Raw genomic sequence first — 24262 nt, forward strand, 5'->3', positions numbered from 1 at the left:
CGCGGCGCTCCGCCGACACGCCCCGCCGGGCCCCATAGCCACCCGCCGGGGTGATCGCATCCGGGCGTGCGCCGAACGGCCGACCGCCAGATCATGGGTACGGGCGCACTCGGCGGACGGGAGGATGACCCGGGTGAACGGTCGCAGTGAGCCCGGCAGCTGGTCGCCACTGGGCCACGAGGTCCTGCGGCAGGTGCTGGACGGCACACCGGCGGGCGTGGGCATCCTCGACCCGCAGTTGCGCTACGTCTACGTCAATCCCGCCCTGGCCCGGATGAACGGCATCCCCGCCGAGGCGCACGTGGGCCGCACGATCACCGAGGTGCTGCCCGACCTCGACGACGCGGGCGAGGAGGCGATGCAGCAGGTCCTGGCCGACGGCAAGTCGCGCGAGGTGCCCTCCAGCGGCCACACCCGGGCGCCCTCGGGACTGACCCGGCGCTACTGGCAGGGCGCGTACCACCGCCTGAGCGGTCCGGACGGCACGGCGGTCGGCCTGGTCGGCATCACGCTGGAGGTCAGCACCTCCCGGCACGAGCAGCACGAACTGGAGCGGGCCCGCGAGCGGCTGGCCCTGCTGGACCGGGCGGCCACCCTGATCGGCACCACGCTGGAGATGGAGGCCACCTGCTCCGAGCTGGCCCGTTTCCTCGTCCCGCTGCTCGCCGACATCGCCAGCGTCGACGTCCTGCCCCCCGAGGGCACCGCCTCGCACAGCCGCGGTCAGCTGCGGCTGCGGCGCGCGGCGATGGCGGCGCTGCCCAATCTGCGCGACGAGGTGACGATCTTCGGCGAGCCCGGGCAGTACCTGGACTACCAGGAGGGATCGACGATCCCGCGCTGTCTGCAGTCGGGCCGCCCGGTGCTGGAGGACCTGTGCGGCGACGGGACGGTCGCGCGCTCCACGAGGGGCCGCGAGCGGATCGCCGCCTACCGCGCGGTCGGCATCCACTCCGCGCTGGTCGTGCCGCTGACCGCGCGCGGGCACCCCATCGGGACGGTGACGATGGTCCGCGGCGGGGAGTCGCCGGGCTTCACCGACCGGGACGTGGAGATCGCCCAGGACGTGGTGGGCCGCGCCGCGATCAGCCTGGACAACGCCCGCCGCTACACCCACGAGCACGGCATCACCCTCGAACTGCAGCGCGCGCTGATGTCCGAGCCGGGCTCCCCGCACCCCACCGTCGAGGCCGCCTTCCGCTACCAGCCGGCCGGCAGCAGCGCCCTGGTGGGCGGCGACTGGTACGACACCGTACGGCTGTCCTTCGGACGCACCCTGCTGGCCATGGGCGACGTCATGGGGCACGGGGTGGAGGCCTCCGTCGACATGAGCCAGTACCGCTCGATGCTGCGCTTCGTGGCCAGTGCCGACCTGCCGCCGCACCGCATCCTGCGCCGGCTGGACACCCTGATCTCCGAGACGGAGTCGGGACGCCCGGCCAGCTGCCTGCTGGCGCTGGTGGACCCGACCCGCGGCAAGTGCGCCTACTCCAGCGCCGGGCACCTGCCGCCCGCCCTGATCCGCCCGGACGGCTCAGTGGAGCTCATCGAGGTACCGGTCGGCCCTCCGCTGGGCACCGGGCACGGCGGCTACGAGATCGTCTCCGGCCGGTGCGGGCGCGGCGACGTGCTGCTGCTCTACACCGACGGCCTGGTCGAGCGGCGCGGCGAGGACATCGACGTGTCCCTCGAACGGCTCGCCCGGTTGCGGTTGCACCCGGACGGGGATCTGGGCGGCCTGGTCGACCGGATCCTGTCCCTGTTGGTCTCCGAGCCCGCCGAGGACGACATCGCGGTCCTCGCGGCACGCATCGTGCGCTAGGCCGCAGGAGGGACGCGTCCTCCGGGCGGCGCAACACTACGGGCGAAATCGGGGCAATACCGTCACGATGATCATACGGGACTGCCACCGGGGCGGTCCCGGGAACCGGCTCCCTCGGGGAGGACCTGCCGTGACCGTCAGCCTCGCGCAGTTGCGCCGTTGTTCCGTAGCCGTCGATCTCGGCGCCTCACGGACCCGCGTCTACATCAAAGGACAGGGACTCGTCGTGGACGAGCCCAGCGTGGCCGCCGTCAACGCCCACAGCGGGGCCCTCATCGCCGTCGGATCGCTGGCCGAGCAGATGACCGGGCGCACCCCCGACCACATCCGCGTCGTCCGCCCCATCCAGGCCGGCATGGTCGTCGACATCGACATGGCCCAGCGCATGCTCCGGCACCTGCTCGGCGGCCGGTTGCGCAAGGCGTGGCGGCGCAAGCCGATGCTGCGCGCCGCCGTGTGCACCCCCAACAGCAGCAAGCCGCTGGCCCAGCGGGCGGCCATCGAGACGCTGTACGGGCTCGGCTCGCGGCGGGTCGAACTCGTCGACTCCGTGATCGCCGCGGCGGTCGGCTGCGGGCTGCCGGTCGAGCAGCCCGAGGCGACGATGATCATGCTCAGCGGGGCCGGCACGACCCAGATCGCCGTCCTGTCGCTGGGCGCCATCGTCGCGGCCGAGACCATCCCGGTCGGCGGCGACGCGATCGACCACGTGGTGGTGCAGCACGTGCGCAACGCGCACGAACTGGTGCTGCCCACCCAGTCGGTGCGGCCGCTGCACGAGATCCTGTCCGCGCCGGGGCCCACCGCGCCGAGCACGGAGGTCCAGGGCCGGGACGTGGCCAGCGGCATCGCCCGCACGGTCACCGTCGACATCGAGAGCGTCCGCCGGGCCATCCGCATGCCGATGGCGGCCCTCGTCGACGGCATCGGCACGGTCCTGCGGCGGTGCCCGCCCGATCTGGTCGCCGACCTCACCGACCGCGGCATCATGCTCGCCGGGGGCAGTGCCCTGCTGCCGGGCCTGGACATGATGCTCCGTCAGGCCACCGGGATGCCCGTGACGATCGCGGACCGGCCGGACGTCTGCGCGGTGCGCGGGCTCGGCGCGATGATGGAGGGCGAGGTCCTGCCCATGCCGATGGACCCGCTGTCGGCCTGAATCCCCGTCACACGTCCAGGACCAGGCCCGCGCCCGCCTCGGCGCGGGAGACGCACACGAGCATCGCGTCCCGCGTACGGCGGGCCGCCGCGCTCCCGTGGTGGCGCACGCTGTCCCCGCCGGACAGGACGCCCCGCCGGCACGTGCCGTAGAAGCCATGACGGCAGGAGTACGCCGTGTCCGGACGCGCGGCACTGAGCACGGACAGCGCGGACCGGTCGGCCGGGACGGGGAGGACCGCCCCGCCCCGGCCGAGCCGGATCCCGCATCGCACGTCACGGGGCTTGACGACGATGTGCTCGGGCTCGGCGGTCATGCGGCGGCCCTCTCCTTCTCCGCGCGCCCGACCAGCCGCTCCACGAACTCGGCGACGAGGCCCGGGCGGTGGCTGGGCAGCCAGTGGCCGCCGTCCACATGGTGGATCTCGGCACGGGGCGCCCAGTCGGTGATCTCCGTCTGCCACGGCGGCAGCACGAACACGTCCTTGGACGGGGCCAGCACCTGCGCCGGCAGGCCGGCGTGCCGCACCCGCGGGCGGAACATGCGGGGCAGCACATTGGCCCGGTACAGCCTCAGCCCGGCCCGGTTGCGGGCGGCCGACCCCGGCCCGTACCCCTCCGGGGGCCCACCGGTCTCCAGGCGGCGCAGCCTCGTGACGACTCCGTCCAGGAAGCCGCTGCGACAGGCCAGTTCGGCGACCCCGGGCAGATGGAAGAAGCCCACGTACTGCGAGGCCAGCGACTGCCGCACGAGCTTCCGCAGCCGCGCGGGGGTGGGACGGCGCACCTGGGCCCGGTACCAGCGGCCGGTGTGGTCCAGGTCGGGGCCCGAGATCGACGTCATCGAGGCGTAGCGGTGCGCGAGTTCGGGCGTGCTGACGGTGTGCCAGCTCTGTACGGAGCCCCAGTCGTGCGTCAGCAGGTGCACCGGCGCGTCCGGGCTCACCGCGTCCGCCACGGCGGTGGTGTCGGCGGCGAGTTGCGGCAGCCGGTACGCGCGATTGCGGCGCGGCGCGCCGGACGCGCCCGAGCCGCGCACGTCGTACGTCACGACGTGGAACCCGCGTGCGGCCAGGCGCGTCGCGACGCCGTCCCACACCCCGTGGTCGTCGGGAAACCCGTGCACGCACAGGACGGTGGTCCCGGCGGGGTCGCCCTGCTCGTACACCGCCAGACGCACCCCGTCGGAGGCCGTGACCCAGCGCTGCGCCATGCTCGCCGCCCTTCGCGGTCGTTGTGCGGCCTCACGATGGCAGCTTGTTGACGCGCTGTCTACCAACGCGCTGCGCTGGCTGTGCGGGGTTTTTTCCCCGCCCTCCCGCCCGTGTGCCCTGTGAAGTCAGGGGACCCCGGCGCGCGTTTCGTGGGGGCCGGGGTCGGGGCCTCCGGGGCTGGCCATTCTGGACAGCACATTTAGGTGCCTCTGGTGCTTTACATCGATCGCCCCGGGTGCCGCACCCAAATATGCTCCACAGTCCAGAACACCCACCCCTCCACCCCCGCCCCCTCCGTAGGTTGTCGCGCCTGATCCCCGGCGGGGGATAAGTGCGGCACCGTGCTCGGGTCATCCGTTGGCGCGCCGCTGCCCAGGTGCGCAGCCGTCACCGCCGACAGCACCCCCCCGGCCGTCAGTCGCCCGAACCGGCCGGGGAGGGGTGTGGCGGGGTGCCCCCGCTGGGGGCGCACCCCGGGCCGAAGGTTGGGGGAGGGCGGGAGGGCAGGGAAAAGGCCGCCGCGGCGCGTTGCGTGAACGAGACGGATCCGCAACGCCACCGAAGCCCCCCTGGGAAGGCCCCGTACGTCACAGTCACAGAAGCCGGACGGGGAGGGGACCCACATGAGGCGCACGGCAAGAGCGGTCACGGAGGCGGTCACAGCGGCAGTCGCGGTGGCCGTCGCGACAGCGACCCTCGCGGGATGCGGCGCCGTCGGCCCGCGCGGGAGCAGCCACGACGCGGGGCCCCGCCCCGCTCCCGGCCCCACGCGCGTCGCGCAGGGCACGCAGGCGCCGGACGGCGAACGCGCGCCCGCTGGGGACGAGTTGTCAACGTTCGCGCTGGACGTGGACACCGCGTCGTACGGCTACGCCACGCGGCAGCTGGGCAACGGGCAGCTGCCGGACCCGTCGGCCGTGCGGTACGAGGAGTTCGTCAACAGCTTCCGCCAGGACTACCCGAGCCCGGACGGCGACGGCTTCTCCGTCACCGCGGACGGCGCCCGCACCGCCGGGGCCGGTTCGCGCTGGTCGCTGCTGAGGATCGGGCTGGCGACGCGCGCCGCCGACAAGGCGGCACGCAAGCCCGCCGCGCTGACCTTCGTCGTGGACGTCTCCGGTTCGATGGCGGAGCCGGGCCGGCTGGACCTGGTGCAGAAGGCGCTGCGTTCGGCGGTCGGGGAGCTGCGCGGGGACGACTCGCTGTCCGTGGTCACGTTCAGCGAGCGGGCCCGGGTGGCGCTGCCGATGACGCGGCTGGGCGCCGACGGCGCCCGCGCGCACGCGCGGGAGGTGGTCGACGGGCTGCGGCCGGAGCAGTCCACCAATCTGGAGGCGGGTCTGCGCGCCGGTTACGACGTGGCCCTGGAGGGCGCCCGTGCGGGCGTCACGAACCGGGTCGTGCTGCTCTCGGACGCGCTGGCGAACACCGGCGAGACGGAGCCGGAGGCCCTGCTGGAGCGGATCGACCGGGCCCGCAGGGAGCACGGCGTGACGCTGTACGGGGTCGGTGTCGGCAGTGAGTACGGCGACGCGCTGATGGAGGAGCTGGCCGACAAGGGCGACGGCCACACCTCGTACGTGTCCACCGAGCGCGAGGCCCGCGCGCTCTTCGTGGACCAGCTGCCGGCCAATGTGGAGCTGCGCGCCCGCGACGCCAAGGCCCAGGTCGCCTTCGACCAGCAGACGGTGGAGCAGTACCGCCTCATCGGCTTCGAGGACCGGGCCGTGGCCGACGAGGACTTCCGCGACGACGCGGTGGACGGCGGCGAGGTCGGCCCGGGGCACACCGTGACCGCGCTGTACACCGTGCGGCTCAGGCCCGGCGCCCGGGGTCACGTCGCCACCGCGACCGTGCGCTGGCTGGACCCCGCGAGCCGAGCCCCGCACGAGGAGTCGGCGACGATCGAGGCGGACCGGCTGGCCGGTGCGCTGTGGGACACCGCCACCTCGCCGCGGCTGCGGGTGGACGCGGTGGCCGCGTACTTCGCCGACGCGCTGCGGACGTACTCCACCGGTGACGAGCAGCTGCCCGGCGCCCCGGGGCTGGCCGAACTCGCCGACCGCGCGCACGCCCTGGCCGGCACCACCGAGGACCCGGCCGTGGCCGACCTGGCGGAGTCCGTCGACCGCGCGTACGCGCTCCGCGCGGCTTGATGGAGTATCAGTGGAGTCATGGCAGCAGAAAAGGAACCCGAGGCCGAGCTCGACGCCCGCTACAGCAGTGACGGCGCCGACCCGACGACCTGGAGCCAGGCGCGCCGCTTCCTGGCCGATGCCGAGATCTACTGGCTGACCACCGTGCGTCCCGACGGGCGTCCGCACGTCACCCCGGTCATCGGGGTCTGGCACGAGGACGCCCTGCACTTCAGCACCGGTGCCGACGAGCGCAAGGCGCGCAACATCGTCCGCAACGCCAAGGTGGTGATCACCACCGGCAACAACGCGCTGCGCGAGGGCCTGGACGTGGTCGTCGAGGGCGAGGCGGCGCGGGTGCGCAGTGACACGCAGCTGCGCCGGATCGCCGCGGTGTACGAGGCCAAGTACGGCGAGGAGTGGCGCTTCGAGGTGCGGGACGAGCTGTTCCGCGGGGAGAGCGGCAACGAGGCGCTCGTCTACGAGGTCGAGCCGAAGACGGCCTTCGCCTACGGACGGGGGACGACGTACAGCCAGACGCGCTGGCTGTTCTAGCCGGCGCGCTCGAGGCGGAACAGCGCGGTCCACAGGAAGGGCTCGCCGAAGTGCGGGGAGCCGGGCGGCTCGGCGCGCATGCGGCGCAGTTCGACCTCGGTGAGCCCGGAGAAGATCGCGCGCAGGGACTCGGGGGTGTAGGCGAGCCCGCCGTGCAGGCGGGCCTGCCGGTAGAAGTCGGCGTCCGGCAGCTCCGAGCCCATGCCGCCGGCGGCGAAGCAGGTGAGGGCGAGGTGACCGCCGGGGGCGAGGACCCGGTCGAGCAGGGCGAGGTAGCTGACGCGTCGGTGCGGCGGCAGGTGGTGGAAGCAGCCCGAGTCGAGGACCAGGTCGTACGGGCCCTCCAGCGGGCCGCCGGCCGCGCTCAGGGCGAAGGCGTCGCCGCGGTGGAAGCGCACGCCCCGCGTACCGGTGTCGCGGGCCCGGTCCTCGCCCCAGGCGACGGCCGCGGGCGAGAGGTCGACGGCGTCCACGGCGAAGCCCCGGGCCGCCAGGTGCAGGGCGTTGCGGCCGGGGCCGCAGCCGAGGTCGAGGGCCCGGCCGCCGGGGGCGAGCAGGCCCCGGTCGAGGTAGGAGACCAGGTTCTCGTCCGGCTTCGGCACGAAGAACGGCACCGGCCTGGAGCGGTCGGCGTAGAAGCCGTCCCACCAGTCGGCCGCGCCGTCCGTCCAGCGGTCGGCCTCGGGCGCGAACAGGTCGTCCAGCAGTTCCAGCACGTCCTCGACCGTACGGATATGACGATCCATCACATTCCCTTCCGCGACGCCCGCAGCCTAGGCGCGTGGGGCGCGGAAACCCAGCTCAGGGCGGGTTCGGCGATCGTCCGTGCGGGTGTGTGCGGGGCTGCCCCGGTCGTGGGCGACGGCTTCCTCGGGGCCGGGTGCGCACGGCCGTCCGCGCGCCCGTGAGGGGTCGCCGCGGGCCCCTTCCCGGCGACGCGCGGGCGGGTTTTCGACCCGCTACAACCGGGCGCCGTCCGCGGCGGCCGTGCCGTGCTCCCAGCCCTCGCGGTCGCGGCCCTTGAGCCGCTGCGAGCGGGTCTGCGGGAACATCTCGTCGGCCGCCCGGCCCACCGCGACCTCGCGGGCCGCGAGCACGGGCAGCACCTCGGCGGCCGCGCCGCTCTCCTCGCCGGCCTCGCGGGTGGCGTCCCGGGTGGCCGTGGCGAGACGGTCCCCGATCCGGCCGGCGTAGGCGATGAGGAAGGACTCGCGGAAGTTCCGGGACAGGTTCTTGCGGCCCTTGGGACGTGCCGTGCCGCCCGCCGCCGGCGCGCCGCCGCGGAGCATCGCGGCCTCGGCCTGGACGAGCAGCGAGGTGTAGAGCACCTCCACGGCCTCCAGATCGGCCTCGTAGCCGACCACCGTCGAGAAGCCGAACTCCGCCGACCACACCGCCCGGCAGCGGTTCGCCGCCGCGACCGCGTCCAGGAGCAGCGCCTTGGGGGCCTCGTACGGCCGGTCCACACCGACGCGCCGCGCGCCCGGCCCGTCGCCGGGGGCGGTCCCCGCGACCAGGGCCTCGTCGACGCTGTAGCGGGCCATCAGATGCTGCGCCTTGGCGCTGAGCGCCTCGGCCTCCTCCGGGTACGGGGTCGACTCGGCCTTCGCCAGCAGCGCCCGGATGCGCCCCAGCTTGGAGCCCGCGCCGCCCCCCGCGGCCGCACGCGGCGGCGCGGCGGTCAGAGGGGTGATCCGGGGGAGCCGGCCGAGCAGCCGGACGAGTTCCAGCACGGCGGTCGCCGCCCCGAAGCGGTCCATCCGCTCCGCGCGGGCGTACGCCGTCAGCAGGGCGGCCGCCTCCGGGCGCGGCACGCCGTCCGCGGCGAGCAGCCGCTCCGCGAGCCGCACGTGCTCGGGGCCCAGTTCCCTGCGGGCCATCCGCACCAGGTCCGGGTCCCCCCAGCCGCGGGCCCGGCAGCCGCTCAGCAGATCGTCCGCCGCGGCCACCACCGCCGGACCGGCCTGCTCCCAGCCCGCCGCCGCCAGCGCGGACGCCCCGGCGTCCATGGCGAACTCGGCGTCCTCGCCGGCCGCCCCCACGGCGCCGGCGAACGCCTCCCGTACCACCGTCGTCACGTCCCGCACGCCGTCCAGGATCGCATCCCGGCGACACGCCGCGTACGGAGCACGGTGGTCGCGCGACCAGGGCGGCGGCACCAGGGTGGGGCCCCGTGAGCACCGAGACGCGCCCCGCGGACTGGGACATCCGGACCGCCGGACCGGCCGACGCCCGGCACCGCGCGCTGCTGCTGCCCGGCGGCATGTGCACCGCCGAGTTCTACGCCGACGTCATGGCCGAACCGGCGATCGCGGACGCGCGCCTCGGCATGACCGCCGTCACCCTCCCCGGCTTCGGGCGCACCCCGGCGCCGGAGGACGTCTCGGTGGAGAACTACGCCCGGCTGCTCGGCCGGCTCGCCGCCGAGCGGGACTGCGACCTGGTCGTCGGGCAGGGCCTCGGCTCCACGGTGGCCATCGAGATGGCGGTCACCGGCGCCTTCGCGGGCCCGCTCGTGCTGCTCTCCCCCAGTTTCTCGCGGGACGACGAGGCCCGGGAGTTCGCGCTCCTGGACCGGCTCGGCCGCGTCCCGGGACTGGGCGGCGCGGCCTGGGCGGTCGCGCTGCGGCTCTTCCCCAGGGCCGTGCGCGACGGCCTGCCGCCCGGACGCCGCGACACCCTCGCCGCGGTCCTGGCCGACAACGACCCGGCCTTCTGCCACCGCGCGCTGCGCCACTACTACGACCACCTGGACCGGCACGGCTCCCTCGTCCCCCGGCTCTGCGCCACCGCCCTGCCCGTCTGGGTCGTCCGCGGCGAAGCCGACGACATCGGCCTCACCGACGGCGAACGCCGCGACCTGGACGCCTGCCCCACCATCACCCTCGTGCCCGTCCCCCGGGCGGGCCACGGCGTCCTCGTCGAGCAGCCCGCCCGCGTCGCGTCGATCATCGCCGAGGCCGCGGGCCGCCTCGGCTGACGCCGCGCCACGTTCGGTGCGGGCCGGACGACCGTGGGGGGCGCATGACGAGGAGCGAGGCGATCAGCCGCATCCGGATGCTCGCGGCGGACCGCGCGTACAGGTGGCCGGGCACGGACCGCGGGGAATGGGTGCGGGCGGGACTCGACGCGCTGCTCGCGGGCGCGGACAGCCCCTCGCCGCGGATGCTCGCGGGACTGGGCCGCAACGAGACCCACGAGGCGGACGCGTTGTTCGACCGTGTCCTGGAGGAGCTCGGCCTGCTGCCGCTGCTCCCCGAAGACGTCGCCGCCGCCCGCCGGGAGACGGCGCGGTACTGGGCCGGGCTGATCACCCACGGCACGCTCGCCCCCGCCGACGGGGTCCGGCTGATCCGTGACGCGGCCGTGGAGTCGGACAGTCCCGGCGAACTGGTGGAGCTGCTGCGGTGGGCGGAGGAGCTCGACGAGGTGGACCACGGCCCGCAGGCGCCACCGCGGGCGCGGGAGGACGTGCTCACCGGCATCGTGGAGGCCGCCGCGCGGCTGCTCGCGGGATGATCGGTCACTCGCCCGTCGCCCGCGCGTCGTTCCGCGGTCACCCGGCGATGCGATCGTGCGGTAGTGACTCGCACCATGGCCCTCGGACTCGCCGGGACGGTCGCGCTGGCCGTCGGCGGAAGGGCCGCAGGGGCGCTGCCCGTTCGGGACGGAATCGCGCTGCCGCGGGGCGAGGCGGCGATCGGGCTGCTGGTGGCCTACTTCGGGCTCGGGCTGCTGATCGCGGCGTGGTGGCAGCTGGGCCGGCTGGTGCGCGGGCCGCAGCCGCCGACGATACGGAGCCTGCTGACGACGTTCGCCGTGTGGGCCGCGCCGCTGCTGCTCGCACCGCCGTTGTTCAGCAGGGACGTCTACAGCTACCTGGCGCAGGGCGCGATGGTCAGCAAGGGCATCGACGCCTACACGTACGGGCCGAGCGTGCTCGGCGGTGCGGCGGCGGCCGAGGTGCCGGCGATCTGGCGGGACACCCCGGCACCGTACGGTCCCGCCTTCCTGGCACTCGCGCGACTGAGCGCGCACGCCGGGATAACCGGGATGCGGGCGCTGGCGCTGCTCGGAGTGGCGCTGCTGGCGACGCAGTTGCCGCGGCTGGCCCGGCGCTGCGGCGCGGACCCCGCGCAGGCGGTGTGGCTGGGGGCGCTCAACCCCCTCGTCCTGCTCCACCTCGTGGCCGGCGCGCACAACGACGCGGTGATGCTCGGCCTGCTGGGCGCCGGTCTCGGCGCCGCACTGGCGCGCCGGCCGGTGATCGCGACGGTGCTGGTGACACTGGCCGCGCTGGTGAAGGCCCCGGCGGCGCTGGGACTGCTGGTCGTGGCGACGCTGTGGGCGGAACACATGGAAGGTCGCTGGCGATTGGCCCGCGCGGGCGCCGGCGTCGCGGTGGTCGCCGGGGCGACGACGGTCGGCATCACGGCGGTGACCGGCGTGGGGTACGGATGGATAGGCGCCCTGACCACGCCCGCCTCCGCCTCCAACTGGTCGCTGGTCAACATGATGGCCCGCTTCATAGGCACCCCGCACACCTGGCGGGTGCTGAGCCTGGTCGCCGTGGCGCTGGCGATCGGCGCGGTGTGGCTGTTCCGCAGGCGGCTGGGCCCGGTGTACGCGCTCGGCCTGAGCCTGCTCGCGGTGGCCCTGCTCGGCCCCGCGATACGCCCCTGGTACCTGCTGTGGGGGCTCGTGCCGCTCGCCGTGGCCGCCCCCGACGGCCGGGTGCGCAGGGCGGCCGCCGTGGGCAGCGCGGTCCTGGCCCTGGCGGTGCTCCCGAACGGCTTCCCGGCCACCGTGCACCAAGTGGTGCTGGCGACCGCGGGAGCCGCCGCGGCCCTGCTGCCGATCGTCCTGCTCCATCTCGTGCGGCTGCTCCGGCCGACCCGCCCGGCGCCGGCCCCGGCCTCATGAACGTCAGGACCTCCATGGCCCGTTCCCTCCGCGCACTCGGCTCCCTCGGATCGCCCGGTACGCGACGCGTCGTGAGCGCGGTCGTGGCGGTGACCGCGACCCTCGTCTTCCTGGTGACGGTGCCGCTGCACCGGCACTGGTTCGACGTCGCCGTCTACCACGGGGCGGTCAACTCCTGGGTGCACGACGGCGGCGCGCTCTACGACTACCTGCGGCCCGGCACCGTCTACGGCTTCACCTACCCGCCGTTCGCCGCGCTGTGCATGCTGCCGATGGCCTGGGTGGACTGGCCGACCACCGTGGTGCTGGCCGCCACCCTCAACATCGCCGCCGGGCTGCTGGTGCTGCAGTGGACGGCAGGACCGCTGATCCGCCGCCAGGGCTGGCCGTACTGGTACGCGATGGTGCTGGCGGGCTGCCTGCTGTCGCTGCTCGAACCGGTCCGGGACACCTTCACCTTCGGTCAGGTCAACCTCGCGCTGCTCGCGCTGGTGCTGCTCGACGCCGAACTCCTGCGCCGCGGCAGCCGTTGGGCCGGGTACGCCACGGGCCTGGCCGCCGCCATCAAACTGACCCCCGCACTGTTCATCGGCTGGCTGCTGCTCGCCGGGCACCGCCGGGCCGGGATCACCGCGGCGGTCACGGCGGCCGGGGCGACCCTGTTCGCCGCGCTGGCCGCGCCGGGTGCGTCCCGGACGTTCTGGACGCAGGCGATGTGGGACACGGACCGCGTCGGCTCGCTCTCGTACGCCGGCAACCAGTCGCTGCGCGGCACCCTGGCCCGGCTCGACGCGCCGGAGTGGGTGTGGGCGGTCGCGGTGGTGGCCGTGCTGGCGGTGTGGGCGTACAAGGTGCGGCGCGCCGACGTCACCAACGGCGTGGCCCTGACCGGTGTCACGGCCTGCCTGATCAGCCCGGTGACCTGGGTGCACCATCTGGTGTGGATGATCCCGGCGCTGGCCGTACTGGCCGGTGAGGCGCTGCGGGTGCGGACCCGGGCCCGGATCGCGGTGGCGGCCGGCGCGTACGTGATCCTGTGCAGCAGCATCGTGTGGCTGTGGCTGGACGAGCCCGGCCAGGGCGGCGTGGGCTCGCTCATCGGCGGCAGCGCGTACGTCTGGATCGCCATGGGACTGCTGCTGGGACCCCGGCACGGATGGCGTAGCCGGGCGCGCACCGGTGCGATCTTGGCTGACAGGGTGGGAGAACGGGCCGGCTGACGGCCCGACGGCTCACGCGGCCCCCCTGACGACCGAGGAGTTCACGCATGCGTGTGTCCCTGCGCCGGACGTTGACCATGACCGCCGCGTGCGTGAGCGCCGTCAGCGTCGTGTGCGTGCTGCCCATGGCGGCCGCCGCACCCGTGCGGGCGCCGGCCCCGCTGCCCGCCCTCGCCCCGCTGCTGGGCGCGAGCGCGCCCACCGCCATCCCCGGCGAGTACATCGTGACCCTGGTCCCCGGCAGCGACCCCGCGGGCGTCGCGCGCGACGCCGGGATCACCCCGCACCACCTCTACCAGGACGCGATGGTCGGCTTCTCCGCGCCGCTGACCGAGCCGCAGTTGGCGCAGGTGCGCGCGCTGCCCCAGGTCCGCAAGGTCGAGCAGGACACCAAGGTCACCCTCGCCCCGGAGGACCGGCCCGGCTCGCCGCGACGGCTGCTCCCGCGCCCGGGCGCGCACGACGGGCACGGGACGGACGGTCCGGGGGCCACGGACGCCGAACTCGCCGCGCCCGGCATCTTCTGGGGCCTGGAGCGCATCTCCCACCGCACCCCCCGCACACACGGTTTCACCGTTCGGGCCACCGGCTCCAAGGTGACGGCGTACATCATCGACAGCGGCATCGACTTCGCGCACGAGGAGTTCGGCGGCCGCGCGACGCCCGGCATCGACGAGGTGGGCGACGGCCTGGACGGCGAGGACTGCGCCGGTCACGGCACGCACGTCGCGGGCACGGTCGGCGGCGCGCACGCCGGCATCGCCCGCGCGGTCCACCTGGTCTCCGTCCGGGTCCTGGACTGCGACGCCGCGGGACCCAACTCGGGGATCATCGCGGGCATCAACTGGCTGGCGCGGAACGCGGTGAAGCCCGCCGTGGCGAACGTTTCGCTGGGCGGCATGTACTCGCCCGCGATGAACGACGCCCTGGACGGCCTGGCCCGTGCCGGGGTCTTCCCGGTGGTCGCGGCGGGCAACGACGACATCAACTCCTGCGTCATCTCGCCCGCCAGCGCGACCGAGGCGTTCACCGTGGCCGCCACCGACCGGGCGGACCACCTGGCCTCCTTCAGCAACTTCGGCAGCTGCGTCAACCTCACGGCGCCCGGCGTGGACATCGCCTCCGCCTGGCCCGACGGGTCGTACGCCCTGATGAGCGGCACGTCGATGGCCGCCCCCCATGTGACCGGGATCGCCGCGCTCTACAAGGACACATACGGGGACGCGCCGTTCGAGGTCGTGAAGAAGTGGCTCATCGCCCAGGCCACCCCCAACGCGTCGGCCGGTGCCCCCTGGGGGACGCCGACGCTGCTGGCCTTCACCGGCGATCTGTGAGCGGGGTCCGCCGAGTTTCCGGAATCCTGGATTCCAGATATCCGCGATCGAGGGTTCTGGACATGTAGCATCGAGAACATGCGGATGAACGAGGGCGTGGAGTGGGCACTGCACTGCTGCCTCAACCTGGCCTGGGCCGGTCCCGAGGAGGCCGTCACGGCGGCCCGGCTCGCCGCCTTCTACGAACTGCCCACGGCGTACCTCAACAAACAGCTCCAGGCACTGGCCCGCGAGGGCATCGTCTCCTCCACCCCCGGACCGCGCGGCGGCTTCCGGCTCGCCCGGCTGCCGGAGGAGATCACCGTCCTGGACGTGGTCACGGCCATCGAGGGGCGCGACCCGGCCTTCCAGTGCACCGACATCCGCAAGCGGACCCCCGGCCACGGCCGGATGCTCGGTGACGACTTCCGCCAGCCGTGCCTGGTGCACCAGACCATGTCCCGCGCGGACCTCGCCTGGCGCCGGGAACTGGCCGGCCAGACCCTCGCCGACCTCAAGGCCTCCATCGAGGCCGTCGCCCCCCAGGCCCCGGACCGCACCCGCGGCTGGCTCCTGGAGGCCCGCGCCTGACCCGGCGCGGACGCGCGGCCGCCCCGCGCTCTCAGCCCGGCCCGGCCCGGTCGGCGCCGCCCTCGGCGCGCATCCGGCCGACCGTGGCGGGCGGCGCGATCGAGGGCAGGAAGTGCTGCCACATCCGGGCCACGCGCTCGGCGAGATCGGCCCGCCCGGTGCTCGCCTCGGAGACCAGCTGCACCCCGGTGAAGGCCGCGACGACGACCTCCGCGCTCTCCTCGGGAACCACGTGCGGCAGCACCTCGCCGCGTTCCTTGGCCTCCGCCAGCAGGCCGCCGGCGATCACCACCCACTCCCCCCACGGGTGCGGACCGCCGTAGAAGACGCCCTCGACGGCCAGCCGGGCGCCGGCCCGCACGAGGGAGTCCGTGCGCAGCAGGTACGCCAGGTGCTGCGTGACGTCGATGAGGGTCTGCAGCGGTGAGTCCCGGACCGGCGGCACCGCAGGCGCGGTCTGCTCGTCCATGACCGCCTGTGCCAGCGCTTCCTTCGACGTGAAGTGGAAGTACAGCGCGCCCTTGGTGACCTCCGCGCGCCGCAGGATCTCCGAGACCGCGGCCCGCTCGTAGCCGTACTCGTCGAAGACCCCGGCCGCCGCCTCCACGATCCTGCGACGGGTCTGCACCGCGCGCGCCTGCTGCGCCATCATCGCCTCCCGGCCCCGCGCTCGCCGGCCGACTCCTCGCGCCACCGTATCGGCCCGCCGGGGCGCCCGGGGCCGTCCCGTGGCGCACGGGACGGCCCGGGGCACGTTCAGGACAGGTCGCGGGCGAAGTGGAGGGCCGTGATCGCCATCCGGCACGTGTGGTAGAAGCGGTGCGCACCGTGGTTGGTCACGCCCGAGTCCAGCTCGACGCGTTCGCAGCCCACCTTCCGGGCTCTGATCTCCAGTTCCTCCAGCAGCCGGGCGCCCACGCCGGCCCGGCGCGCGTCGAGGGCGGTCACCAGGTCGTCCACGAAGAGAGTGCGGCCCCGGCTGGTGGCGAGCACACGGTGCGTCGCGACGGCGAGGTACCGCCCCAGGTTGTCGCGTGCGGCGGTGAAGACCAGCCCCTGCGTATGCGCCTCACCGGCGAAGGCGGCGAAACCGTCGGCGGTCAGAGCGGGCCTCAACGTCCGTATGAGTGGACCCACTTCTGCCGTCATGTCCGGATCACCGGGCCGTACATCCACGAATGTCAGCTCCATGCGCAGATCCTAAGAGGGCCTGACGGACACCCGGCGGGCCACAAGCTTCTGTGCTATCGCCCTCGGTGTCGCCCCGGGGCGCGCGGGACAGAGCGCAATTCGGCGTTCACCCCGAGAACTCCTCTTCTCTTGTGGAACCTACGCCGTGCGCTGTGCAATCGGGTGTAGGAAGGAGTCGAGGGATGTCTGTGCGACTCCCTGTGACGGACGGGACTCGTCCTGGTCCGGCAGCACGTCCCACCACCAGGAGATCGCGGGGATGTCCAGGGGCTCCGGGCTGTCGTCGCTCGGGGTGTCACGGAAGGTCGAGGGGAGGTTCGCCGGATCATCGGGTGTGGTGTAACGGATCGAGCTGACACCCCAGTCCTCGGCCCCCCGGATGAAGTGACCCAGGCTGTCGAGGAATTGGCGCAGTTGCGGGCTGCCGTAGGTCTGGAGGTACTCGGAGGTGCGCAGGAAGAGATTCATCACGCGGTCGCGCTGGGCGATGGCCATGCCCAACGCCTGGTCCCGCGGGATGTCGTGCTCGACTTCCAGCACGCGGACGGCGTTGAGGTAGAAGCCGCCGGCCCGCGCCTCCTTGTGGTGCGAGAAGACGTCGTTGTCCCAGCAGATGATGAAGTACGCCATCTCCGCCGCCGCCCGTACGGCCGTGAGGTCACGCTCGTGCGGCTGGAGTTCGTAGCCCTGCCCCATTTCCAGGAGCGGCATCATGACGGACGTTGCGCCGTCGTAGATCCGCATCAGGGTGTAGTCGTTGAGGTCGGGCACGGTTCCCGCGCTCCGGAACGACGCCTCCCAGACGACCGAGGAGAAGTACTCCCGCAGGGCGTCGATCCAGCGGGCGACCTGCCCCGGCGTGCCGTACAGGTCCATCCGGTACCGGAGGTCGCGCAGCCCCTGTGCCAGCGGGTCCTCCGCCAGCATGGGGACTTCGGGGTTCTGGGCGATGCGGAGCAGCCGGGAGAGCGCTCCCATGAGTTCGCCGGGACGGGTGCCGAGTTCGCCCTCCTCGCAGTAGCCGTCGTCCACGCCGAAGAGCCAGATGATGAAGTCCGCGGCGATGGCCACGACTTCCTCCCTGCCCTCGGGCAGGACGCGTGCGGCGAAGGTCCCGATGTCGTGTTTCACCAGCCGGCCGCGCAGTTCGTCGGAGCCGATCCGGAACTGCTCCGCCCAGGCCGCCGCCCGTGCGTCGATCGCCGCGTGGTGCGGGTGGATCGCCGGCTTGAGGGGAGAGTAGATCGGTGGAACTACCAGGTCAGGCCCCACTGACGATCACCTCTCAGTTGTCCGCGCACTGACCACCACGAAAATCCGCACGGCACGTGGCCGAGCGGAGTACGAGTGGATCAGTTTCAGCGACCATTACCCCGGCATATCGCCACCCCGTCAAGGCGCGAAATCTCGCCATGCGAACGGCAGTTGGCGCACCCCCTCCTTGCGCGGGGCGTGCGCTTCCTGTGCGCCGGGCGCATGAGCCGGTCACGACCAGGGGACATGGACGCACCGAGCACGGACAAGCGCACGGCGGGCGCACGGGCGCATTCGCCCGTGCGCCCGCCGTGCGCGGGTCACAGAATGAGACGATCCCCTGGCGCCTCAGCCATTCCGTGAGAACCCACCACCACGAGCGCCTCGGCGCGCGGGTCGGGAAGGCCGGCTGCGGCAGAAGCGGAGGCCGGGCATTCCGGGTGTCGAGCGGTCACGATGCCCCTGTGGTGACGGCAAGGGAGTGCAGGTATCGCATCAAGGTCATCAGGACATCGCGGCTGGACTCCCGCTTGCGGGCGTCGCAGTCGACGATCGGTACGTGCGCGGGCAGGTCGAGCGCGGCCCGCAGGTCGTCGACCGGATGGCGGGGCGCCTCGGGGAACGTGTTGATCGCGACGACGAAGGGCACTCCGCGCTCCTCCAGCCGCCCGATCACGTCGAAGCTGACCTCCAGCCGGCGGGTGTCCACCAGCACCACCGCGCCCAGTGCCCCCTCGAACAGGCCGTTCCACAGGAACCAGAAACGCTGCTGGCCCGGTGTGCCGAAGAGGTAGAGCACCAGTTCCCGGTTGATGCTGATCCGGCCGAAGTCCATCGCGACGGTGGTCGCCGTCTTGCGTTCGACCCCGGCGATGTCGTCCACGCCGACACCCGCCTGGGTCATGGTCTCCTCGGTGGTCAGCGGACGGATCTCGCTGACCGAGCCGACCAGGGTCGTCTTGCCGACCCCGAAGCCCCCGACGATCACTATCTTGACCGCGGCGGCGGCGGATTCCGGGAGTACGTCCTCGCTTCGCGGTCCCGGGACCACCTGCGGGTCAGAGCTTCTCAAGTCCATGTATCACCGCCTCGATAAGAGCGACATCGGGAAGTTGCGCGGGGGGGATCGGCGAACGCGCCTCGACCCGCTTCTCGGCCAGGAGGTCGAGCAGGAGCACCGTGACCACACTCACCGGCAGGCCCAGGTAGGCGGAGATCTCCGCGACCGAGAGCGGCGAGCTGCACAGCCGCACGATCGCCGCCTGCTCGGGGGGCATCCCCGGTGGTGGCCCGGTCCGCGACCGGACGAGCGTGACCAGGTCGAGGGCGGAACCGCCGGACGTCCCGCTGCGGCCCCGGGTGATCACGTAGAGCCGCTCGGGACTTCCTTCCTCCCATCCCTGGTCCGCTTCGCTCATCCTGCCTGCCCGTCACTACGCGGAGGGCTGCTGAGGTGCTCGCCGATGCGGGCGACGAGGTCACGCATGCGCTGCCCCATCAGCCCCGCGTCGACGCCCTCGTCCGCCAGCACCGCGAGATACGCCCCCGCCCCGGCCGCCATCAGGTAGAAGAAGCCGCCCGACATCTCGATGACGACCAGGCGCATGCGCCCGTCACCGTGCGGGAACTCCGTGGCGACGGCCGCCGCCAGGCTCTGCAGTCCCGCGCAGGCGGCGGCGAGCCGGTCGGCCGTGTCCGTGTCCGCCCCCCACTGGGCCATGCGCAAGCCGTCCGCCGAGAGAACCACCACATGGCGGGTCTGCGGAACGCTGGTCGCCAGGTCCTTGAGCATCCAGTCCATGTTGGCCCGCTGCTGAATCACGGCTACTCACCCTTATCTAACGACTCGTCACTCTTGACGGGAGCGGCAGGCGGCGTCTCGCCGGACACGCCGCTCTGGAAGGCGGCCAGCCACATGCCCGGCTGCACCGGCTCATCGGCCGACGGCTTGGCATGGGAAGCGGTGACGGAACCGGCGGAGGACTCGGACCCTGTGCGAGCGCCCGGAGCCGGGGGAGTTGCACGCCGACGGCGTTGCGGCAGTCCGTTCACGGTGCGCTCGTGCACCACGGGGATCTCGTCCGCCATCTCGGCCGACACGGTTCCGGTCTCGACCGTCTCCGACCGGCGGGGACCGGTGGCCGGGCGGGTCTCCGGAACGGTCCTCGAACTCCCGGGGCGTGGGGCCGGCACCGGACGCGGACCGGACGCGGCACCGATGCCGTGGGCCAGCCCCGTCGCGTTGGTCATCGTCGTGATCAGGTCCTGCGGTACCACCAGCACCGCGCGGACACCGCCGTACGCCGACGTCCGCAGGGAGACCTGGAAGCCGTACGCCTTCGAGAGCCGGCCGACGACCGCGAGGCCGAGCCGCGGGGTCTCGCCCAGGCCGTTGAGGTCGATGCCCGCCTGGGCCTCGGCGAGCATCTGCTCGGCCCGCTGCCGGGCCTCCTCACTGAGGCTGACGCCGCCGTCCTCGATCTCGATCGCGATACCGGACTGCACCTCGACCGCGGTCACGTGCACCCGGGTCTGGGGCGGGGAGTAGCGGGTGGCGTTGTCCAGCAGCTCCGCGGCCGCGTGGATCAGCGGTTCCACGGCGGGGCCGATGATCGCCACCTCGGAGACCGAGTGCAGCTCGACGCGCTGGTAGTCGATGATCCGCGACATGGCTCCGCGCAGCACGCTGAACAGCGGTACGGCCTTGCTCCACTGGCGGCCGGGACGGGCACCGCCGAGGACCGCGATGCTGTCCGCGAGACGGCCGATCAGCGCGGTGCCGTGGTCGAGCTTGAGCAGGTCGCCGAAGACCTCGGGGCTCTGCCCGTGCCGGTCCTCCATGTTCCGCAGGTCGCTGGCCTGCTGGTGGACGATGGCCTGCACGCGGCGGGCGATGTTGACGAACGCGCGCTGCGAGGACTCGCGGATGTCCTCCTCCGCGGAGACCGCTCCGAGCGTGGCGCGGATCAGCGCCTGGTGCGCGCCCAGGAATTCGGGGGTGAGACCCTCGGGCCGGGTCTCGATGTCCTTGAGCACGTCCTCCATGAAGTCGCCGCGCTGCAGGCGGGCCATCGCCGCGGGCACCTGCTCGCGGGCCAGCCGCAGTGTCTCGGCCTCCTGCTGGGAGAGCCGGTACTGCAATTCGGCGTACTGCCGCGCGGCTTGCTCGCGCAGCTCCTCATTGAGGGCTCCACGGCGGGCGACTTCGACCGCCAGCACGGCGACGGCGACGGTGGCGGTCACACCGCACCAGAAGACCGCCTCCCTCGCCCCCGCCGGGACGGTCCATACGGCGACGGCCGTGACCGCCGCGACTATGACGGCCGGCAATAACCACGCGGACGTGGCGGCAGGCCGGCGGTCTCCGGGGGACGATCCAGCACGAACCATCAGCATCCTCAGGTGATCGCTTGACAGGGACGACAGCACGAGCACGAGCACGGATTCGGCATAGGCGGTGCGCAAGCGCCGGACACATCACCACAAGTGCCGTGACCAGGCGTAATTGCTACAACACGCTGAGCCGCAAGTAGCATAGCCACTTCCGATCGTGGCCGATGCCCCGTCATGATGCCTATGACACATGCCGGTTGACGTATCGATACCGGCTCGGAAGCGCGTACGCAAACCCTCCGCAGCGATCACGCCACACCCGGCCACCGGCCCCGCCGGGCGAGGGATCCGGCGGCGCCGCCGTACCGGCCGGAAGGAACCCGGGGCCGGACCGGCGCGGGCGGCCCGGGCGCGCCCGGTGGGCGGCCGCAATCCCCCCGTGACCTGTACTTCCGCAGGTCGCGTGCCTGCGGCGACGGCGGCCCGGTGGACGGGCGACGGGCCGCGAGGGAGCCGCCCGGGCAGCCGGCCGCGGCCCGGCGGCACCGGCCCAGGGACCCGCGGGCCCGAAGATCCGGTCGCGGCGAGCCGGCCGCCGAAGGCCGCCCCGCCCCCGCGCGCGGACGCAAGGATCAGGCCGACGCCGCCCATCCCACGCGTCCGCGCCGCCGCCGGGCGCGCCACGCGGGCGTCCACCTGCTTCATCCGTAAGAGTGATGGGGACTTGCGCCCGGCTGGAATCAGTGGGATGCGAACCCCTGGCGCTGCACGGCGGCCGTCAACGCCATGCGTGATCATTACGTCGTCCGGGTGAGCGACGGGCACGGCGACCACTCGGCCTACGTCACCCCGCCCGCCCGGTCTCCGCTCCCCGACCACCCCTGCGTACGCTCGCCGCGGCGCACCGGCTCGCGCCGCCCGGGTCCGGGGCCTGCCGGGGGCGCCCCCGGCAGGCCCCGCCCGCCGCGAAGACCTAGCATGAAAGTCACGTTCCCGCAGAAATGGGGCACCGTGATGGTCACCCCGAAGGAAGGTGCGCCGGACCCGGCGATGGCGCCGTTCGACATGGGGTTCGCCGCGTCCATGGTGATCGACGCCGACGGCACGGTGGTCGCCTGGACGCCCGCGGCGGAACGCCTGCTGGGCTGGTCCGCGGCCGAGGTGATGGGCCGCCCGGCCGAGACGCTGCTCGCTTCCCCGCAGCACGCCGACGGTGCCACGGAGATCGCCGACCAGTGCCGGATCCGCGACGCCTGGGGCGGTCTGGTGGCCGCCCGCCACCGCGACGGACGGCGGCTGGAACTGGGCGTACGGGTCTCCGCGCTGTCCGACTCCGACGGCCGCGAACGCTGGCTGCTGTCCGGCATCGACCTGGCCCGCAGCCCCTCGTGGGCGGTCAGCGGCACCGTCCTGGAGGCCTTCCTGACCCGCTCGCCGCTCGGCATGGCCGTCCTCACCCCGGAACTGCGCTACGTGTGGATGAACGAGACGCTGGAGCGCTTCAGCGGCGTCCCCGGCGAGCAGCGCATCGGCGGCCGCATGGAGGACGCCCTGCCCGGCATCGACACCGCGGCCCTCGAGAAGGTCATGCGGAACGTGCTGGACACCGGCCGGCCGGTGATCGACTTCGAGTACCGGGGCTGGACCCTGGCCGCGCCCCACCAGGAGCACGCGTACTCGACCTCCTTCTTCCGCCTGGAGGACGCCGACGGCCGCGTGATGGGCGTCTGCTACATGGCCATGGACGTCACCGGCCGCTGGAAGGCCCGCGAGCGCCTCGCCCTGCTCAATCTGGCGGGTGCCTGCGTCGGCACCACCCTCGACATCCGCCAGACCGCGCAGGAACTGGCCGACGTGGCGGTGCCCCGGCTCGCCGACTTCGTCACCGTCGACCTGCTGGAGGGCGTACTGCGCGGCGACGAGCCGCCGCGCGGCCGCTCGCTGCGGGCCACCGCCCTGCGCCGCGCCGGGCTGAGCTCGGTGCGCAAGGGCGTCCCGGAGGCCGTGGCCCGGATCGGGGAGCCGATCCGGGCGCCGGAGGACTCGCCGTACGTGCGCTGCATGACCGAGTCCCGGTCCCTGCTGCGCCGCGACTTCGACGTGGACCGCGCGACCTGGCTGACCGCGGACGCGGCCCGGCTCGCCAAGATCCGCGAGTACGGGATGGGCACGGCGATGTGGGTGCCGCTGCGGGCGCGCGGCAACGTCCTGGGCGTGGTCGCCTTCTTCCGCGCCGGGCGGCCCGACCCCTTCGAGCGGGACGACCTGCTGCTGGCCGAGGAACTGGCGGCGCGCGCATCGGTGTGCGTGGACAACGCCCGCCGCTGGACCCGCGAACACGAGGCCGCCCTCGCGCTGCAGCGCAGTCTGCTGCCCCACACGCTCACCGGCGGCACCGCCGTGGAGGTCGCCTCCCGCTATCTGCCCACCGACGTCCAGGACGGCGTCGGGGGTGACTGGTTCGACGTCATCCCGCTCTCCGGGGCGCGGGTGGCGCTCGTCGTGGGGGACGTGGTCGGGCACGGCCTCACCGCCGCGGCGACCATGGGGCGGCTGCGCACGGCCGTGCACACCCTCGCCGACATGGACCTGCCGCCCGAGGAGCTCCTGGCCCACCTGGACGACCTGGTCATCCGGCTCACCGAGCAGGACAGCGACGACGCGGTGGCCACCGCCGTGCTCGGCGCGACCTGCCTGTACGCCGTCTACGACCCGGTGACCGCCCGGCTGACGGCGGCCCGCGCCGGCCACCCGCCGCCGGCGATGATGACGCCCGACGGCACGGTCACCTTCCCCGAACTGCCCCCCGGGCCGCCCCTGGGCCTGGGCGCGATGCCCTTCGAGTCGGCGGAGCTGAGCCTGCCGGAGGGCACCGTCCTCGCGCTGTACACCAACGGGCTCTTCAAGGCCTTCGGCGAGGACCCCGACATCGGCCTCGACAAGCTCGCCCACGCCCTCGACCGGCCAGGACTGCCGCTGGAGGACCTGTGCGCGTCCATCACCGGCTCGCTGCTCACCGGTCCGCCCGAGGACGACGTCGCCCTGCTCCTCGCCCGTACGCTGACCCTCGGGCCCGACCAGGTGGCCACCTGGGACCTGCCCTGCGACCCCGAAGTGGTCAGCTGCGCCCGCGGACTGGCGGTCCGTCAGCTCGCCGCCTGGGGGCTGGGGGAGGCGGCGCCGACCACCGAACTGGTGGTGAGCGAACTGGTCACCAACGCCATCCGGCACGCGTCCGGGCCGGTCCGCCTGCGGCTCATCCGGCACGCGGTGCTGATCTGCGAGGTCTACGACGGCAGCAACACCGTGCCGCGGCTGCGCCACGCCCGCACCACCGACGAGTCCGGCCGCGGCCTGTTCCTGGTCGCCCAGCTCACCCGGCGCTGGGGCACCCGCTACACCGGCGACGGCAAGCTCATCTGGGCGGAGCAGGAACTCCCCGACGTCCCCGATGTCCCGGACGCCGCCGCGGGCTGAGCGGGCCACGGCGGGACGGGGCCGGCCACGGCGGGACGGGGCCGGATCGGGCGGGTCGGGGGCGGGATCCGCGAAG

Annotated in this window: 21 protein-coding genes and 1 pseudogene; 11 read left to right on the plus strand and 11 right to left on the minus strand. The window is 73.6% G+C overall.

The genetic code is table 11. The features are described 5' to 3' along the window. Positions 1 to 133: 133 nt before the first annotated feature. Entirely contained in the window at positions 134 to 1822 is a 1689-nt protein-coding gene (locus ACFYXS_RS18210; RefSeq protein WP_389249171.1) for a SpoIIE family protein phosphatase, read from the plus strand. A 130-nt stretch (positions 1823 to 1952) separates the two neighbouring features. Then, complete coding sequence (locus ACFYXS_RS18215; protein ID WP_389249173.1) at positions 1953 to 2981, plus strand: rod shape-determining protein; 1029 nt, start codon at positions 1953 to 1955, stop codon at positions 2979 to 2981. Positions 2982 to 2988: 7 nt separating this feature from the next. Here ACFYXS_RS18215 and ACFYXS_RS18220 read toward each other — a convergent pair whose 3' ends face one another. Together ACFYXS_RS18220 and ACFYXS_RS18225 are read right to left on the minus strand one after the other, a co-directional pair. Then, entirely contained in the window at positions 2989 to 3297 is a 309-nt protein-coding gene (locus tag ACFYXS_RS18220; RefSeq protein WP_389249175.1) for a hypothetical protein, read from the minus strand. After that, entirely contained in the window at positions 3294 to 4193 is a 900-nt protein-coding gene (locus ACFYXS_RS18225; RefSeq protein WP_389249177.1) for an alpha/beta fold hydrolase, read from the minus strand. The genes ACFYXS_RS18220 and ACFYXS_RS18225 overlap by 4 nt, the downstream gene beginning before the upstream one ends. A 624-nt stretch (positions 4194 to 4817) precedes the next feature. On the opposite strand from ACFYXS_RS18225, the gene ACFYXS_RS18230 reads away from it, so the two are divergent. Beyond that, on the plus strand, positions 4818 to 6350 hold the full coding sequence (locus ACFYXS_RS18230; RefSeq protein ID WP_389249179.1) for a von Willebrand factor type A domain-containing protein: 1533 nt from the start codon (positions 4818 to 4820) through the stop codon (positions 6348 to 6350). Between the two features lie 18 nt (positions 6351 to 6368). After that, the gene (locus tag ACFYXS_RS18235; protein WP_389249181.1) at positions 6369 to 6884 is read left to right on the plus strand and encodes a pyridoxamine 5'-phosphate oxidase family protein; all 516 of its coding nucleotides are present in this window, start codon (positions 6369 to 6371) and stop codon (positions 6882 to 6884) included. Here the strand turns inward: ACFYXS_RS18235 and ACFYXS_RS18240 are convergent. Both ACFYXS_RS18240 and ACFYXS_RS18245 read right to left on the minus strand, forming a co-directional pair. Beyond that, positions 6881 to 7630: a class I SAM-dependent methyltransferase gene (locus tag ACFYXS_RS18240; protein ID WP_389249184.1), complete on the minus strand. Its 750-nt coding sequence runs from the start codon at positions 7628 to 7630 to the stop codon at positions 6881 to 6883. The genes ACFYXS_RS18235 and ACFYXS_RS18240 overlap by 4 nt on opposite strands. Positions 7631 to 7843: 213 nt before the next feature. After that, entirely contained in the window at positions 7844 to 8971 is a 1128-nt protein-coding gene (locus ACFYXS_RS18245; protein ID WP_389249186.1) for a DUF2786 domain-containing protein, read from the minus strand. Between the two features lie 86 nt (positions 8972 to 9057). Here ACFYXS_RS18245 and ACFYXS_RS18250 point away from each other — a divergent pair, with 86 nt between their 5' ends. From ACFYXS_RS18250 to ACFYXS_RS18275, 6 genes and pseudogenes are all read left to right on the plus strand, one after another. Beyond that, positions 9058 to 9864 carry an alpha/beta fold hydrolase gene (locus ACFYXS_RS18250; RefSeq protein ID WP_389249188.1) on the plus strand — a complete coding sequence of 269 codons (807 nt, stop codon included), beginning with the start codon at positions 9058 to 9060 and terminating at the stop codon, positions 9862 to 9864. A 44-nt stretch (positions 9865 to 9908) separates the two neighbouring features. Further along, the gene (locus ACFYXS_RS18255) at positions 9909 to 10403 is read left to right on the plus strand and encodes a hypothetical protein (RefSeq protein WP_389249190.1); all 495 of its coding nucleotides are present in this window, start codon (positions 9909 to 9911) and stop codon (positions 10401 to 10403) included. 18 nt (positions 10404 to 10421) lie between these two features. Further along, positions 10422 to 11807, plus strand: a pseudogene (mptB, locus tag ACFYXS_RS18260) (polyprenol phosphomannose-dependent alpha 1,6 mannosyltransferase MptB); the annotation flags it as partial. 71 nt (positions 11808 to 11878) lie between these two features. Continuing rightward, positions 11879 to 13027, plus strand: coding sequence for a glycosyltransferase 87 family protein (locus ACFYXS_RS18265; RefSeq protein WP_389249192.1), 1149 nt, complete (start codon positions 11879 to 11881; stop codon positions 13025 to 13027). Positions 13028 to 13074: 47 nt separating this feature from the next. Continuing rightward, positions 13075 to 14361: a S8 family peptidase gene (locus ACFYXS_RS18270; RefSeq protein WP_389249194.1), complete on the plus strand. Its 1287-nt coding sequence runs from the start codon at positions 13075 to 13077 to the stop codon at positions 14359 to 14361. 78 nt (positions 14362 to 14439) lie between these two features. Next, positions 14440 to 14931, plus strand: a complete 492-nt coding sequence (locus tag ACFYXS_RS18275; RefSeq protein WP_389249196.1) for an RrF2 family transcriptional regulator — start codon at positions 14440 to 14442, stop codon at positions 14929 to 14931. Positions 14932 to 14962: 31 nt separating this feature from the next. On the opposite strand, the gene ACFYXS_RS18280 is transcribed toward ACFYXS_RS18275, so the two are convergent. The 7 genes from ACFYXS_RS18280 to ACFYXS_RS18310 form a co-directional block, all read right to left on the minus strand. Further along, entirely contained in the window at positions 14963 to 15580 is a 618-nt protein-coding gene (locus tag ACFYXS_RS18280) for a ScbR family autoregulator-binding transcription factor (protein ID WP_389249198.1), read from the minus strand. 107 nt (positions 15581 to 15687) lie between these two features. Beyond that, positions 15688 to 16122 carry a GNAT family N-acetyltransferase gene (locus ACFYXS_RS18285; protein ID WP_389249200.1) on the minus strand — a complete coding sequence of 145 codons (435 nt, stop codon included), beginning with the start codon at positions 16120 to 16122 and terminating at the stop codon, positions 15688 to 15690. A gap of 138 nt (positions 16123 to 16260) precedes the next feature. Then, the gene (locus ACFYXS_RS18290; RefSeq protein ID WP_389249202.1) at positions 16261 to 17394 is read right to left on the minus strand and encodes a selina-4(15),7(11)-diene synthase; all 1134 of its coding nucleotides are present in this window, start codon (positions 17392 to 17394) and stop codon (positions 16261 to 16263) included. A gap of 433 nt (positions 17395 to 17827) precedes the next feature. Then, positions 17828 to 18454 (minus strand): ATP/GTP-binding protein, encoded by a 627-nt coding sequence (locus ACFYXS_RS18295; RefSeq protein WP_389249204.1) that lies wholly within the window; start codon positions 18452 to 18454, stop codon positions 17828 to 17830. Continuing rightward, complete coding sequence (locus tag ACFYXS_RS18300) at positions 18435 to 18794, minus strand: DUF742 domain-containing protein (protein ID WP_319660357.1); 360 nt, start codon at positions 18792 to 18794, stop codon at positions 18435 to 18437. Before ACFYXS_RS18300 ends, ACFYXS_RS18295 begins: the two co-directional genes overlap by 20 nt. Continuing rightward, positions 18791 to 19177, minus strand: a complete 387-nt coding sequence (locus tag ACFYXS_RS18305; protein WP_319660405.1) for a roadblock/LC7 domain-containing protein — start codon at positions 19175 to 19177, stop codon at positions 18791 to 18793. Before ACFYXS_RS18305 ends, ACFYXS_RS18300 begins: the two co-directional genes overlap by 4 nt. A gap of 23 nt (positions 19178 to 19200) precedes the next feature. Beyond that, positions 19201 to 20766 carry a sensor histidine kinase gene (locus tag ACFYXS_RS18310; protein WP_389249874.1) on the minus strand — a complete coding sequence of 522 codons (1566 nt, stop codon included), beginning with the start codon at positions 20764 to 20766 and terminating at the stop codon, positions 19201 to 19203. 957 nt (positions 20767 to 21723) lie between these two features. Here ACFYXS_RS18310 and ACFYXS_RS18315 point away from each other — a divergent pair. Beyond that, a complete protein-coding gene (locus tag ACFYXS_RS18315; RefSeq protein WP_389249876.1) occupies positions 21724 to 24186 on the plus strand; it encodes a SpoIIE family protein phosphatase in 2463 nt (820 codons plus the stop codon). Positions 24187 to 24262: the final 76 nt, after the last annotated feature.

Origin of the sequence: Streptomyces sp. NPDC002574, from assembly GCF_042889545.1 — a bacterium.
Classification (GTDB): domain Bacteria; phylum Actinomycetota; class Actinomycetes; order Streptomycetales; family Streptomycetaceae; genus Actinacidiphila.